The sequence below is a fragment of the Mesorhizobium sp. M0408 genome (assembly GCF_040321495.1).
Taxonomy (GTDB): domain Bacteria; phylum Pseudomonadota; class Alphaproteobacteria; order Rhizobiales; family Rhizobiaceae; genus Mesorhizobium.
The window spans coordinates 278,953-294,915 of sequence record NZ_JAMYRO010000001.1; the positions used below are offsets into that span (position 1 = coordinate 278,953).

Sequence of the window (15,963 nt, forward strand, 5' to 3'; positions counted from 1 at the left end):
CGGCGACCCTAACCGTCCTGCACTGCCTTTCACAAGGCGCTGGGCCAACCGCCCATGGCTTGCTGGCCCGGCAGCCGGTCGTCTAGCCTGCCGGCAGCGCAACCGAACCGCGGGTAATCATGAGTTCAAATGCCGACCTGATCGTCACCAATGCCCGTGTGCTGACCATGGACGAAGGCAATCCGACGGCCGAGGCGGTGGCGATAAAGGACGGCAACATCCTGGCGGTTGGCGATCGCCGGACGATCGAGGCGCTGAAAGGGCCGGCCACGAAGATCATCGATGCGCAAGGCGGTTCGGTGGTGCCGGGCTTCATCGAAGCGCATATGCACCTTTTCGGCGGCGCGGCCGAACTCGACAATCTGCATCTTCAGGGCGTGCATGGCTTCGATGCGCTGAGCGACGCGATCCGCGCCTACGCTGCGGCACGGCCGAACGCCAAATTGCTGCTTGGGGCCGGCGTCGACTACACCATCCTTTCCAAGGAAGAGCCGGTCACCCGCCATCATCTCGACCGCATTATCCCCGACCGGCCGTTCGCCATGTCTGCTTCCGATCACCACACGATGTGGGCCAACACCAAGGCGCTGGAACTGGCAGGCATCCTGCACGGCAAGCAACTCGGCCCCGGCAACGAGATCGTCATGGGCGCCGACGGCCTTGCGGCGGGCGAATTGCGCGAGGGCGAGGCGTTCGGGCCGATCCTCGAGCTTTCCGGGCAGAATCGCGTTCGGCTCGGCCTCGCGACAGGCGGTGAGCCCGACCCATACCCTTCCGCCGCTGAAATCGCGGCCGACCGCGACCTGATGCATCGCGGGCTGGAATGGTGCGCCCGCCACGGCATCACCTCAATCCAGAACATGGACGGCAATCTCTACCAGCTCGAACTGCTTGCCGGGTTGGAGCAGGAAGGCCGGCTGCTCTGCCGCACCAAGATACCGTTCCACTTCAAAAATTTCATGTCGCTCGACAGGCTGGAAAAGGCATCGAGCATGGCCAGCTCCTACCAATCGGAATGGCTGTCGTCCGGCATGGTCAAGGTATTTTATGACGGCGTGCTGGAAGGCTGGACCGCGGTCATGGTCGACGACTATGCCGACCGGCCGGGCTGGCGCGGTGAGCCGCTGTTTACGCCGGAGCATCTCGCCGAGGTGGCGGTGGAGGCCGACCGGCGCGGGCTGCAGGTCGCCGTGCATTCGATCGGCGACGGCGCGGTGCGCGCGGTTCTGGACGGTTACGAGGCGGCGCAGCGGAAGAACGGCAAACGCGACAGCCGGCACCGGGTCGAGCACATCGAGGTCACCACTGCCGCCGACGTGCCGCGCTTCGCCGAACTCGGCGTCGTCGCCTCGATGCAGCCGCCGCACCCGCCCGGCGCCATGGACTTCCCGCTGGAGCCGACGCTCTCGCGCATCGGCCGCGAAAGATGGCCGCTCAGCTATGCCTGGCGGACGCTGAAGCAGGCGGGTGCGCATGTCGTCTTCGCTTCCGACTGGCCGGTGTCGCGGATCGAGCCGATCCTGGGCATTCAGGCGGCGATGCTGCGCAAACCTTGGGCAGACGGCGTTCCCGACCAGAGCTTCTCGCTGTTGGAAGCGCTTGCGGGCTATACAGTCGAAGGCGCTTATGCCGAATTCATGGAGCACCGCAAGGGCCGGCTGAAAACCGGCTATCTGGCCGATCTGGTGGTGCTGTCGGCCGATATCGAGACAACTGAACCGGGTTTGTTACACAAGGTGCATCCGGTGACTACCATCTGCGGCGGCAAGATCAGTCATCAGGTTGATGGTGGCGCTGACCATGGCACGGAGCTTGCGTTCTGAACCGAGGCCCAGATGCATGGTTGCCAAGCCGACCGGCATATGCTGACAATCGAATGGGAACTGGATCCGCCAACAAGAGCGGACATGAAAATGGGGAAGTGCGTGCCGGATCAGCCGGGTAAGAGTGCAATCGAAGTCCGCGGCGTCCGCAAGGTGTTCGGTACCGGGGACGCACAAGTCGCCGCTCTCGACACGGTTTCGGTGTCGATCCGCGAGAACGAGTTCTTCACGCTGCTGGGGCCGTCGGGTTGCGGAAAGACGACGCTGCTGCGGCTGATCGCCGGCTTTGACTTCCCCAGCGAAGGCGAAATCCTGCTGCACGGCCACGACATCGCGCCGCTGCCGCCGTTCAAGCGGCCGGTCAACACCGTCTTCCAGTCCTATGCGCTGTTCCCGCACATGACGGTGGCCGAGAATATCGGCTTCGGCCTGGAGATGCTGGGCAAGCCGAAAGCCGAAATCAAGGCGCGCGTCGCCGAGATGCTGAAGCTGGTCAAGATGGAGGCGCTGAGTGCCCGCCGCACCAGCCAGATCTCCGGCGGCCAGCAGCAGCGCGTCGCACTGGCGCGCGCGCTGGCGCCGCAGCCGAAAGTGCTGTTGCTCGACGAGCCGCTGTCGGCACTCGACTACAAGCTGCGCAAGGAAATGCAGATCGAACTGAAACGGCTGCAGCACCAGACCGGCATCACCTTCATCTTCGTCACCCACGACCAGGAGGAGGCGCTGACCATGTCCGACCGCATCGCGGTGATGTCGGCCGGCAAGATCCTGCAGGTCGGCACGCCCTGGGACATCTATGACAAGCCGGCCGAGCGCTTCGTCGCCGACTTCATCGGCGAAACCAATTTCCTGACCGCAGCCATCACCGACATCGGCAACGGCAAGGCTCGCGCGACCCTCAAATCCGGCGCAACGATCGACGCGACCGTGGCTGAAGGCTTCCAGCCGAAGGATAATGCTACCGTGGTGGTCAGGCCGGAACACGCCAAGCTGACCAGCGGCAAGGGCGACCTTTCCGGAACCATCGAAAACATCGTCTATTTCGGTACCGACACGCATATTCATGTCCAACTGGACAGTGGCGAAGCCTTCACCGTGCGCCAGCAGAACACGCGCAGCGCAGGCTGCGGTTTCGAGCGAGGCGACAAGGTCGGCGTCTCGATCGGCAACGACGCCGCGCAAGTGCTGAGGGATTGATGGCGAGCGCGTTTTCCCAAGCTGCATTGTTTGAAGCAGAGGCGGAGAAGGCCAGCGCCAGGCGCCACCGCCTGCTTTCGTTGCCAGCTTTGATAATCATCGGCATTTTCGGCGTGCTGCCGCTTCTCATCATCGTCATCTACTCATTTCTTGCCGCAGCACCCTATGGCGGCGTGCAGTGGCAATTCTCGACCGACGCCTATCTGAACTTCCTGTTCCAGCGCGACATCTTCGACGACACGCTGCAGTTCACGCCGGATTTCCTGATCATCTATCTGCGCTCGTTCGTCTTCGCCGTGGTGACGACGGTCATCTGCCTGCTGCTCGGCTTTCCGACAGCCTATTTCATGGCCACGCGACCGCCGGCGCAGCGCAACTGGTGGGTGCTGCTGATCACCATCCCGTTCTGGTCGAACCTGCTGGTGCGCACTCTTGCCATCATGTTCATCATCCGCGACGAGGGCCTCATCAACAACGCACTGATGGCTCTGGGGGTGATCGAGAAACCGATCACCATGCTCTACACCAACTTCGCCATCCAGCTCGGCCTGTTATACTCGTTCCTGCCGTTCATGGTGCTGCCGCTCTATTCCAGCCTGGAGAAGCTGGATTTCCGGCTGGTCGAGGCCGCCTACGATCTCTATGCGACCCGTCGGCAGGTGCTATGGCGGGTGATCATCCCGCTGTCGCTGCCCGGCATCATCGCCGGCTGCCTGCTTGTGTTCATTCCGGCCCTCGGCGCCTATGTGACGCCGCTGATCCTCGGCGGCGGTATCCACCTGATGATCGGCGATCTCATCGCCCAGCAATTCGGCTCCGGGCGCAACTGGCCGCTCGGCTGCGCGCAGGCGCTGATCCTGATGGCAGCGGTGCTGGTGGCGCTCTACTTCTATGTCCGTAACACGTCGGGGAAGATGAGGCATGGCTGACCCCCGCAGCGCCGATATCAAGGACCAACCGGGCTTCCGCTCGATCGCCATCATCTGCCTCTGCGTGCTCTACGCGCCGATCCTGATCCTGATGATCTTCTCGCTGAACACCGGGTCTCTGGTCACGCGTTGGGAAGGCATCGGGCTCGGTTGGTATGGCAGTGCGCTGCTCAACCAGGAATTCCACAACGCCGCCAAGAACACGCTGATCATCTCTGTCACCGCCACGATCATTTCGACGATCGCCGCGACGCTGGCGGCGATCGGCATGACCCGGGTCAAGCCGTGGCGCGGGCTGTCGGCCGCCTTCATGGTCATCAACCTGCCGCTGATGGTTCCGGAGATCATCACGGCGGTGGCGACGCTCTCGTTCTTTGCGCTGATCGCGGGCACTCTCGGGCTCAATTTCGGCATCGGCAATCTGATCCTCGCCCACACCGTCTTTTGCATTCCTTTCGCCTATATGCCCATCCGGGCGCGTCTCGAGGACATGGATCTGACGCTCGAAGCTGCCGCGGCCGATCTCTATGCCACGCCCTGGCATGCTTTCCGGCGCATAACGCTGCCATTGCTGGTTCCCGGCATCCTGTCGGGTGGGGCGCTCGCCTTCATCGTCTCCTTCGACGATTTCACCATCACGCAGCTGGTCGCCGGCCCCGGGCAGACGACGCTGCCCCTCTACATCTGGAACCAGATCAGGCGGCCGATGACGCCGGAGATCAATGCCATCTCCACCATCCTGCTGCTGGTGTCGATCCTGTTCGTCTCGATATCGTTCCTGATCGCGCGCCGCCGCGCCAAGTGAGTCAATGGGAAGGCAAAGGAGACTGTGATGTCTAGGAAACTGATGGCTGCCGTTTCGACGGCAGCACTTTTATGGGCAGTACCTGCACTCGCCGATGGTGAGCTGCACATCTACAATTGGGGTGATTACACCAACCCCAAGCTGATCGAGAAATTCGAAAAACAATACAACGTCAAGGTGACGCTGGACGACTACGATTCCAACGAGACCATGCTGTCGAAGGTGCGCGCCGGCAATTCCGGCTACGACATCGTCGTCCCATCCGACTACACCGTGAAGATCATGATCGATGAGGGCCTGCTCGAAAAGACCGAGCCCAATGCGATGCCGAACGGCAAGAACCTCGACCCGCGCTTCGTCGACATCTACTGGGACAAAGGCCGTCACTACACCGTGCCGTGGCAGTTCGGCACCACCGCGTTCGAAGTCAACACCGACAAATACAAGGGCGACATCGACACGCTGGCAATCCTGTTCGACCCGCCGGACGAGTTGAAAGGCCAGATCAACATGCTCGACGATGTCAACACCGTGATGCACGCGGCCGAGCGCTATGCCGGTGTGCCGCGTTGCGGCGCCGACAAGGCCAATCTGAAGAAGGTCAACGACATTCTCATGGCCGCCAAGCCGTCATGGAAGACCTTCAGCTACGACACCATCACCAAGATCACCTCGGGCGATGTGATCGTCACGGAGGCGTGGAACGGCGCAACCTATCGTGCGCGCCAGAAAATTCCGGCGATCAAATACGCCTATCCCAAGGAAGGCATCGAAGGCTGGATGGACAATGTGGCCGTGCTGAAAGGCGCGAAGAACCTTGAAAATGCGAAGCTGTTTCAGGATTTCGTCATGGCCCCGGAAAACGCCGCGCTGATTTCGGAATTCGCCGGTTACGACAACGGCATTACCGGGAGCCACAAATTCCTGCCGCCGGACTTCGCCAGCGCGCCGGAAATCAATCCGCCGGCCGGTGCGCCGACTGCGGAATTTGTGCCACCTTGCCCACCGGAAGTGGTCGAGATCTACAACAAGATCTGGACCAATCTGCGCAAATAGGCTCGACGTGGGATCGATCGAAGGGAGGCTTCGGCCTCCCTTCTTTGCGACAAGGGGATTGGATGAAATCTTATCGCAACAGCGAACCGGCGCCGCCGATCATGCAGGGTTCGCCGCCGCGGATGGTGCCGCCGAAGCTCGACTGGGACCGGCCGCCATGGAACCGCTGGGCGTTTCAGCACATCCGCGAATTTCTGCCGACCGTCGAAGTCTGGCGCGGCAATGGCCATCGGCATCGCTTCGAGCGCGCCGAGGTCGATCTCGACGCGCTGCCGGTGAGCGACAGGATGGGGCAGCCGACGACGCTCGCCGGGCTGCTCGACGAGACCTATACCGACGGGTTTCTCGTGCTCAAGGACAGCAAGGTCGCCTATGAGCGCTACTTCAACGGCATGACCGAGCGCACGCTGCATTTGTCGCAGTCAATGGCGAAGTCGGTCACGGGCTCGGTGTTCGGCATATTGGTCGGGCACGGGGTGATCGATCCGGACTTGCCGGTGACGGCCTATCTGCCGGAGCTGGAAGCGACCGGCTGGGCAGGCGCCAGCGTGCAGCATGTGCTCGACATGACGAGCGGGGTGCGCTTTTCCGAGGAATACACCGACCCCTATTCCGACATCGGCCAGGTCGATGTCGCCACCGGCTGGAAGCCGGTGCCGCCGGGCAGCGATCCGGCCTTCCGCTGGCCATCGCATATGTTCGAACTGATCCTGGGGCTCAAGGAAAAGAGCCGGCCGCACGGCGCTGCCTTCGAATACCGCTCGATCGAGACCGACGTGCTTGCCTTCATCATGGAGCGGGTGAGCGGCAAAAGGCTGGCGCAGCTGATTTCGGAAGAGCTCTGGCAAAAGCTCGGCGCCGATGAAAGCGCCTGCTTCACTGTCGACAGCGCCGGTTATGCGGTCGCCGACGGCGGCTTCAACGCCACGCTGCGCGATTATGGCCGCTTCGGCCAGCTGATCCTCGACAATGGAGGCGGCATCGTGCCGGCCGACTGGATCGAGGCGACGCGCAATGGCAGGCATGGACCGGATTTCAGTCCCAGCCTGCCGGAAGGCAGCTACCGCAACCAGTTCTGGATCGAGGACCCGCGCTCGCGCGCGTTGATGTGCCGGGGCGTGTTCGGGCAGCTGATCCATATCGACTGGGATACGAAAATGGTCGTGGTGAAGCTTTCGAGCTATCCGGATTTCACCAACATCGGCTATTCGGTGGCGACCTTGAAAGCCGTGCATGCCATTGCCGCTGCGCTCGCCTGAACCTCAAAGAAAATCCGCAGGACCACCATGACCGGCAAGACCGCGTTCGAGACCAGATACGGCTTTCGCCGCAATGAGGTTCTGCTCGGCAACTGGCGGGAAAGCCCGTTCAGCCGGTGGTCGTTCCAGAATGTCGGCGAGCTGGTGCCGAGCGCTGCCGTGGCGGCACAGCCGGGCAGCAGCGAGGCGCCGGCGCAGGATTTCGGCGGGCTACTTGGCGAAAAGGTCGCTCTTGCAGGCGGCGCGGAGACGGTCGCGGCGTTTCTCGCGCGCTCCGATACCGACGCGCTGACGATCATGAAACGCGGCAAATTCGTCGGCGACTGGTTCGCGCCGCATATGGAGTTTGGGGCGCGCCACATCGTCTTTTCGATCAGCAAGTCGCTGACCGCCATTGTTGCCGGCACATTGGAAGGCGAGGGGATTTTCGATCCGCAGGCACCGGTAAGCCTCTATCTGCCCGAAGCCGCCGGCTCGGCCTATGGCGATGCGCGTGTGCGGCACGTGCTCGACATGAGTGTCAGCCTCGATTTCGAAGAGGCCTATCTCGATCCGGAAAGCGCCTTCGCCCGCTATCGCCGCGCCATGCTGTGGAATCCGGGCGGGGGCAACGAGAGCCTGGCCACTTTCCTCATGACGCTGCAGGGTCTGGCCGAGCCGCATGGCCGGACGTTCCGCTACCGTTCGCCCAATTCCGACCTGCTCGGCATCCTGCTCGAACGTGCGTCTGGCCGGCGTTTCGCCGATCTGATGCGCGAAAAATTATGGGAGCCGCTCGGCGCCGTCGGCGATGCCTCGGTGACAGTCGACACGGAAGGAACGGCGCGCACCGCCGGCGGCATTTCGGTGACGCCGCGCGACCTTGCACGCGTCGGCGAGATGATGCGGCAAGGCGGCACGGCCAATGGCCGCCGCGTCGTGCCGGAAGCCTGGGTGCGCGACACGGCCGAAACCGGCGGTGACGCCGAGGCCTGGCGGCGCGGCACGATGGCGTTCCTGTTTCCGCGTGGCCGCTATCGCAACAAATGGTACCAGACGGGCGCGGCAAGCGGCGCCGTCTGCGGCATCGGCATCCACGGCCAGTGGCTTTACGTCAATCCGAAGGCCGAAATGGTAATCGCAAAGATGTCGTCGCAGCCGGTACCGGTCGACGATCCGCTCGATCTGGATATGATTTCTTTCTTCGAGGCGCTGAGCCGGATGGTCTGATCCATCCAGACAGCCCGACCTTTCCTGTGGACCTCTCGCCGGGTTGAAAATGGCGCAGTTGGCGCAGCAGTGCTCCGCGCCTATGGTCGCTGCTCGTTTCGACTAGCGACAGGTACGACATGGCAGCCGATATCAAGCGCATCGCAACCATCATAGCCGCCGAAATCGGCGCGCGGCCCGAACAGGCTGCGGCGGCGATCGGTTTGCTCGACGACGGCGCGACCGTGCCGTTCGTGGCGCGCTACCGCAAGGAGGTCACCGGCGGCCTCGACGACACGCAGCTGCGCAACCTTGCCGAGCGGCTCGCCTATCTGCGCGAACTCGACGCGCGCCGCGACACCATCCTTGGTTCGATCCGCGAGCAGGGCAAGCTGACCGAGGAGCTCGAGGCAAAGATCGCTGCGGCCGGCACCAAGGCCGAACTCGAAGACATCTATCTGCCTTACAAGCCGAAGCGCCGGACCAAGGCCGAGATCGCACGCGAGCGCGGGCTCGGGCCTCTGGCGGAAGCTATTCTCGCCGACCGTACGGCTGTACCCGCCGAGCTGGCGCTGGCCTACATCAGCGAAGACGTCGTCGATACCAAAGCGGCGCTCGAGGGTGCGCGCGACATCCTGTCCGAACAGTTCGCCGAGAATGCCGATCTGGTCGGCAGATTGCGGACCTACATGAAGGAACGCGCCTTCCTGCGCTCGCGCGTCGTCGACGGCAAGCAGGAGGCGGGCGCGAAATTCTCCGACTATTTCGACCATGTCGAGCGCTGGGCCAACGTGCCGAGCCATCGCGCGCTGGCCATGCTGCGCGGCCGCAACGAGGAGGTTCTGTCGCTCGACGTCGAAGTCGATGCCGATGACGCCTCTCCGGTGAAACCGGTTGAGCGGATGATCGCCGACGCCTACGCCATCGGCCGCCAGTTGCCGGGAGACCGCTGGCTGATGGAGGTCGCCGGCTGGACCTGGCGCATAAAGCTGTCGCTGCACCTGACGCTCGATCTGATGCGCGATCTGCGCGAGCGGGCCGAAGAAGAAGCCATCCATGTCTTCGCCCGCAATCTCAAGGATTTGCTGCTTGCCGCGCCTGCCGGCTCGCGGCCGACGATGGGGCTCGATCCGGGCATTCGCACCGGCGTCAAGGTGGCGGTGGTGGACGGCACCGGCAAGCTGCTGGCGACGACAACGGTCTATCCGTTCCCGCCGAAGAACGATGTCCGCGGCACGCAGGCCGAACTGGCCAAGCTCATCCGGCTGCACAAGGTCGAGCTGATTTCGATCGGCAACGGCACCGGCAGCCGCGAGACCGAAAGGCTGGTGGCCGACATGCTGGCTGACATGCCTGCCGGGTCCGGGCCGAAGCCGCTCAAGGTGATCGTCAGTGAAGCCGGCGCCTCGGTCTATTCCGCCTCGGCAACGGCGGCGGCGGAATTTCCCGGGCTTGACGTGTCGCTGCGCGGGGCAGTGTCGATCGCGCGGCGCCTGCAGGATCCGCTCGCCGAACTGGTCAAGATCGAGCCGAAGTCGATCGGCGTCGGCCAGTACCAGCACGACGTCGATCAGTACCGCCTCGGCCGCTCGCTGGAAGCGGTGGTCGAGGATGCGGTCAACGCCGTCGGCGTCGATCTCAACACGGCCTCAGCGCCGCTTCTGGGGCGGGTTTCGGGTCTCGGCGCATCGCTGGCCGAGGCGATCGTTGCGCATCGCGATGCCTCCGGCCCGTTCGCCAGCCGTCGCGAACTGTTGAAGGTCTCCCGCCTTGGACCCCGCGCGTTCGAGCAATGCGCCGGCTTCCTGCGCATTCCAAACGGCAGCGAACCGCTCGATGCGTCAGCGGTGCATCCGGAAGCCTATGGCGTGGCCAAGAAGATTGTTGCGGCCTGCGGGCGCGACGTCCGCTCGCTGATGGGCGACAGCGCCGCACTCAAGGCGCTCGATCCGCGCGTCTTCGTCGATGAGCGCTTCGGCCTGCCGACGGTGCGCGACATCCTGGCGGAGCTGGAAAAGCCCGGCCGCGACCCGCGCCCCGGCTTCAAGACCGCGACTTTTGCCGATGGCATCGACGACATCAAAGATCTGAAGCCCGGCATGCAGCTTGAAGGCACTGTCACCAATGTCGCCGCCTTCGGCGCCTTCGTCGATATCGGCGTGCACCAGGACGGACTGGTGCACGTCTCGCAACTAGCCGACCGTTTCGTCAAGGACGCGCATGAGGTGGTCAAGGCCGGCGACGTGGTCAAGGTGCGTGTCGTCGACGTCGATATCAAGCGCAAGCGCATCGGTCTGTCGATGCGCAAGGATGGCGACGCTGGCGCACCGAAGCCGCGCGACAATGGCAGCAGGCCGGTGCCGCGCGCGCCCGCGCCCCAACGCCAGCCGGAGCGGCCGGTGCAGCAGGGCGCGTTCGGCGCCGCTTTGGCCGATGCGTTGAAGCGGAAGTAATTTCGCGAGCCGGGCTGCGCCGCCAGGTCAGACGGCGGCGCTCGACATTGATCATCCATCACCAATGCTCATGGATCGGCGAAGCTATTTCGTTTGATTTTTTCAGGACGGGAGCCGATAAGCCGCGCGTTTCAAGATTTCTGTTTCGATGCATGTCGTTATCTCCAAGCTGCCGAACACCCTCGGGTCAGGCCCGCGGGCAAGCTTTGGGCGACATGCATGAGTTTGGGAGACCGAGAGCCATGGCCGCCGACAAGAACGCATTCGTCTGGGATGATCCTTTCCTGATCGAGGACCAGCTTTCGGAGGACGAGCGCATGGTGCGCGATGGCGCCGCGGCGTTTGCCGCCGACAAGCTCGCTCCGAAGATCGAGGAAGCCTATCTCGAGGAGAAGACCGACGCCGGGATCTTTCGCGAAATGGGCGAGGCCGGTCTGCTCGGCATCACCATCCCGGAAGAATATGGCGGGCTCGGCGCCAACTACGTCACCTACGGGCTGGTCGCGCGGGAAGTGGAGCGGATCGACTCGGGCTATCGCTCGATGATGAGCGTGCAGTCGTCGCTGGTAATGTATCCGATCCACGCCTATGGCTCGGAAGAACAGCGCAAGAAATACCTGCCGAAGCTGGCGTCGGGCGAATGGATCGGCTGCTTTGGCCTGACCGAACCTGACGCCGGTTCCGACCCGGGCGGCATGAAGACGCGGGCCGAGAAGACCGCGAGCGGCTACAGGATCTCCGGCTCGAAGATGTGGATTTCCAACGCGCCGATCGCCGACGTGTTCGTCGTCTGGGCAAAATCGGCCGCGCATGACAACGAGATTCGCGGCTTTGTCCTGGAAAAGGGCATGAACGGGCTGTCGGCGCCGAAGATCGGCGGCAAGCTGTCGCTGCGAGCCTCGATCACCGGCGAAGTGGTGATGGAGGGCGTCGAGGTCGGCGAGGACGCGCTGCTGCCCAACGTCTCGGGTCTCAAGGGACCGTTCGGCTGCCTCAACCGGGCGCGCTACGGAATTTCCTGGGGCGCCATGGGCGCGGCTGAGGATTGCTGGCACCGCGCCCGCCAGTATGGCCTCGACCGTAAGCAGTTCGGCAAGCCGCTGGCCGGCACGCAGCTTTTCCAGAAGAAGCTCGCCGACATGCAGACCGAGATCGCGCTCGGCCTGCAGGGCAGCCTGCGCGTCGGGCGGCTGATGGATGAAGGCAAGATGGCGCCGGAGATGATCTCGCTCGTCAAGCGCAACAATTGCGGCAAGGCGCTCGACATCGCCCGCCAGGCCCGCGACATGCATGGCGGCAATGGCATCCAGATAGGCTACCACGTCATGCGCCACGCCCAGAACCTGGAAACCGTCAACACCTATGAGGGCACGCATGACGTGCATGCGCTGATCCTCGGGCGGGCGCAGACCGGGTTGCAGGCGTTCTTTTAGCATTGGCAGGTGTCCTCCGCTTCCAGCGCCACTGCTTGGCATCTCCCCTCGCAAGGCGGGAGATCGGCAATTTTCGCCAACGGCGCCACATTTTGTTCTTGCTTTGTGCCGGCAGCTATGCTACTAATTTCGCTATGGTGCTAATTCGCACCGACGACCCGCTCACCGAGGCGGGTTTTTCTTTTCAGCTCTTTTCGACCAAGCATCGCGCGTGCTGCTGACATCAATGTCGGCGGGAAGCGCCCGGTGCTGACCCGCCGGCCTTCGGCTCTGCACCGTTGCAACGTCTTGCCGCCACGCCACGGAATCCCAGGTCGGCGCTCCGTTTCGTGAAGCTGTGAAAGCTGCTTAATTTAGGTGCAGCGCAACATCTCTGCTTGGAGAATGGTCAGCATTCGTGTCAGGGTTCAGCGAACTCCTTTTGAAACGCCGACTTCAGGGGCACCATGGCAATTCTGGCAGCCGTCTATCACCTGACCCACTACAAATACGACCGGCCGGTCGTCTTGGGCCCGCAAGTCATAAGGTTGCAGCCTGCGCCGCATTCCCGCACCAAAGTGCTCAGCCATTCGCTGAAGGTCGGGCCGGCAAACCACTTCGTCAATTTGCAGCAGGACCCCTACGGCAATTTCCTTGCCCGTTTCGTCTTTCCCGAGCCGGTGACGGAGTTGAAGATCGAGGTCGATCTCGTTGCCGACATGACGGTCTACAATCCGTTCGATTTCTTCGTCGAACCGTCGGCCGAGACGTTTCCGTTCGAATACCCCGAAGAGATCCGGGACGATCTGACCATCTACCGAACGCCGGAACCGGCGGGGCCGCTGTTGGAGGCATTCCTGAAAACCCTCGCGCGCCACCCGACCAACACCGTCAATTTTGTCGTCGACCTCAATGCGCGGCTGCAGCGCGAGATCGCCTATATCGTGCGCATGGAAACCGGCGTCTTCTCGCCCGAGGAAACGCTGGCCGCCGGCAAGGGGTCGTGCCGCGATTCCAGCTGGCTCCTGGTGCAGATACTGAGGAACCTCGGCATCGCCGCGCGTTTCGTCTCCGGCTACCTGATCCAGCTCAAACCCGACCTCGTTGCGCTCGACGGGCCGCCCGGCACGGCGACCGATTTCACTGACCTCCATGCCTGGTGCGAGGTGTATCTGCCGGGCGCCGGCTGGATCGGCTTCGACCCGACCTCCGGCCTGCTCACCGGCGAAAGCCATGTGCCGCTCGCGGCAACGCCGCATTTCCGCAATGCCGCGCCGATTTCCGGCATGGCGAGCTTCGCCAATGTCGAGTTCGGCTTCGACATGCGGGTAGACCGCATCGCCGAGCATCCGCGCATTACCAAGCCGTTCTCCGACGAGAGCTGGCAGGCGCTGGACGCGCTGGGGGTCCAGGTCGATGCCGCGCTCCAGGCCGGCGATGTGCGGCTGACCATGGGCGGCGAGCCGACCTTCGTCTCGATCGACGATTTCGAGGCTGCAGAGTGGAACACCGCCGCCGTCGGGCCAACCAAACGCGAAAAGGCCGATGCGCTGATCCGCCGGCTGCGCGAACGCTTCGCGCCGGGCGGCTTCCTGCATTACGGACAGGGCAAATGGTACCCCGGCGAAAGCCTGCCGCGCTGGACCTTCTCGCTCTACTGGCGCACCGACGGCGAGCCAGTGTGGAGCGACCCGTCGCTGATCGCGCATGAAAAGAGCGAGGCGGATGTCGGACCGAAGCAGGCCGAAGGCCTGCTGACGGCGATCGCCGACGAACTCGGCATCGACAAGACGATGGTCAGCGAAGCCTATGAGGATCCGGCCGAGTGGCTGCTCAAGGAAGGCAAGCTGCCTGACAACGTCGATCCTTCCAATTCGAAGCTGGAGGATCCGGAGGAGCGCAGCCGCATGGCGCGGGTGTTCGAACGCGGGCTGACCAAGCCGTCGGGCTATGTGCTGCCCGTCCAGCGCTGGAACAGCCAGGCTTCCGGACCGCGCTGGCGCTCGGAGAAATGGAAGACGCGGCGCGGCAGGCTGTTTCTGGTGCCCGGCGATTCGCCGGTCGGCTACCGCCTGCCGCTCGGCACGCTGCCCTATGTGCCGCCGGCGCAGTTCCCCTACATAGTCCCGGTCGATCCATCGCTGCCGCGCGGACCATTGCCGGCGCGTGAGGCGATCTTGCCCGGTTCTGCTTCGTCGCCCGCTGCGGCCGAACTGGAGGGCGCCGACGGGATGGCGCGACGCCAGCAGGCGGTATCCTTTACGGCCGTTACCGGCCAGCAGGACCGCGTCGAACAGGAGATTACCGAGATCGGCGGCGCCGTGCGCACAGCCCTTTCGGTCGAGCCGCGCGACGGACGGCTTTGTGTGTTCATGCCGCCGGTCGAGGCGCTGGAGGACTATCTCGAACTGGTGGCGGCGGCTGAGAACGCGGCAAGGGCGATCGGACTGCCGGTGCATATCGAGGGCTACGGCCCGCCGCACGATCCGCGCCTCAATGTCATCCGTGTGGCACCCGATCCCGGCGTCATCGAGGTCAATATCCACCCCGCCGCGAATTGGCAGGATTGCGTGGCGACGACCACGGCGATCTACGAAGAGGCGCGGCAGACGCGGCTTGGCGCCGACAAGTTCATGATCGACGGTCGCCACACCGGCACCGGCGGTGGCAACCACGTCGTCGTCGGCGGCGCTACGCCCAATGACAGTCCGTTCCTGCGCCGCCCCGACCTGTTGAAGACCCTGGTGCTGCAATGGCAGCGGCATCCGTCGCTATCCTATCTGTTCTCCGGCCTGTTCATCGGCCCGACCAGCCAGGCGCCGCGCTTCGACGAGGCGCGCCACGATTCGCTCTACGAACTCGAAATCGCGATGGCGCAGGTGCCACATCCGGACAAGGGCGCGGCACCCCTGCCGTGGCTGGTCGACCGGCTGTTCCGCAACCTTCTGACCGACGTGACGGGCAATACGCATCGCTCGGAAATCTGCATCGACAAATTGTTTTCGCCGGACGGGCCGACCGGCCGGCTCGGGCTGGTCGAATTCCGCGGCTTCGAGATGCCGCCCAATGCGCGCATGTCACTCGCGCAGCAATTGCTGGTGCGCGCCATCATCGCCCGGGCCTGGAAGAACCCGCTCGACGGCCGCTTCGTGCGCTGGGGCACCTCGCTGCACGACCGTTTCATGCTGCCGCATTATGTCTGGGCGGATTTTCTCGACGTGCTGGACGACCTCAAGCTGAACGGCTTTGCGTTCCGTCCGGAATGGTTCGACGCCCAGCTCGAATTCCGCTTCCCGTTCTGCGGCGAGGTCCAGCATGCCGGCGTCAAGCTGGAGCTCAGGCAGGCGCTCGAGCCGTGGCACGTGATGGGCGAGCAAGGCGCGATCGGCGGCACCGTACGCTTTGTCGATTCCTCCGTCGAAAGGCTGCAGGTGAAGACCGAGGGACTCAACCCGGAGCGTCACGCCGTCGTCTGCAACGGCCGCGTCGTGCCGATGAAGGTGACCGACAACCGCGAGATCGCGGTGGCCGGCGTGCGCTTCAAGGCCTGGCAGCCGGCGTCGGGCCTGCATCCGGCGCTACCGGTCAACACCCCGCTGGTCTTCGACATCTATGACCACTGGTCGGGCCGCGCGGTCGGCGGCTGCGTCTACCATGTGGCACATCCCGGCGGGCGCAGCTACGACACCTTCCCGGTCAATGGCAACGAAGCGGAGGCGCGGCGGCTCGCCCGCTTCGAGCCACGTGGCCATACGCCGTCCAGCTATGTGCTGCGCAACGAAGAAGCCTCTGAAGATTTCCCGATGACCCTTGACCTTCGGCGGCCGCAAAGACTCTGATC

At 63.8% G+C, this 15,963-nt stretch carries 10 protein-coding genes; all 10 read left to right on the forward strand.

The genetic code is table 11. The features are described from left to right. Positions 1–119 precede the first annotated feature (119 nt). On the forward strand, positions 120–1,823 hold the full coding sequence (locus tag NKI67_RS01385) for an amidohydrolase (RefSeq protein ID WP_352644146.1): 1,704 nt from the start codon (positions 120–122) through the stop codon (positions 1,821–1,823). A gap of 102 nt (positions 1,824–1,925) precedes the next feature. Further along, on the forward strand, positions 1,926–3,020 hold the full coding sequence (locus NKI67_RS01390) for an ABC transporter ATP-binding protein (RefSeq protein ID WP_352568311.1): 1,095 nt from the start codon (positions 1,926–1,928) through the stop codon (positions 3,018–3,020). After that, positions 3,020–3,949 (forward strand): ABC transporter permease, encoded by a 930-nt coding sequence (locus tag NKI67_RS01395; RefSeq protein ID WP_023675452.1) that lies wholly within the window; start codon positions 3,020–3,022, stop codon positions 3,947–3,949. Before NKI67_RS01390 ends, NKI67_RS01395 begins: the two co-directional genes overlap by 1 nt. Then, positions 3,942–4,754: an ABC transporter permease gene (locus tag NKI67_RS01400; protein WP_023675453.1), complete on the forward strand. Its 813-nt coding sequence runs from the start codon at positions 3,942–3,944 to the stop codon at positions 4,752–4,754. The genes NKI67_RS01395 and NKI67_RS01400 overlap by 8 nt, the downstream gene beginning before the upstream one ends. A gap of 27 nt (positions 4,755–4,781) precedes the next feature. Next, the gene (locus tag NKI67_RS01405; RefSeq protein ID WP_352568095.1) at positions 4,782–5,810 is read left to right on the forward strand and encodes an extracellular solute-binding protein; all 1,029 of its coding nucleotides are present in this window, start codon (positions 4,782–4,784) and stop codon (positions 5,808–5,810) included. 62 nt (positions 5,811–5,872) lie between these two features. After that, a complete protein-coding gene (locus NKI67_RS01410) occupies positions 5,873–7,069 on the forward strand; it encodes a serine hydrolase domain-containing protein (protein WP_352644147.1) in 1,197 nt (398 codons plus the stop codon). A 27-nt stretch (positions 7,070–7,096) separates the two neighbouring features. Continuing rightward, a complete protein-coding gene (locus NKI67_RS01415; protein WP_352644148.1) occupies positions 7,097–8,278 on the forward strand; it encodes a serine hydrolase domain-containing protein in 1,182 nt (393 codons plus the stop codon). A gap of 119 nt (positions 8,279–8,397) precedes the next feature. Further along, a complete protein-coding gene (locus NKI67_RS01420; protein WP_352644149.1) occupies positions 8,398–10,710 on the forward strand; it encodes a Tex family protein in 2,313 nt (770 codons plus the stop codon). Positions 10,711–10,952: 242 nt separating this feature from the next. Next, positions 10,953–12,143 carry an acyl-CoA dehydrogenase gene (locus NKI67_RS01425; protein WP_352454106.1) on the forward strand — a complete coding sequence of 397 codons (1,191 nt, stop codon included), beginning with the start codon at positions 10,953–10,955 and terminating at the stop codon, positions 12,141–12,143. 446 nt (positions 12,144–12,589) lie between these two features. Next, complete coding sequence (locus NKI67_RS01430) at positions 12,590–15,961, forward strand: transglutaminase family protein (RefSeq protein ID WP_352644150.1); 3,372 nt, start codon at positions 12,590–12,592, stop codon at positions 15,959–15,961. The last annotated feature ends 2 nt before the right edge of the window (positions 15,962–15,963 follow it).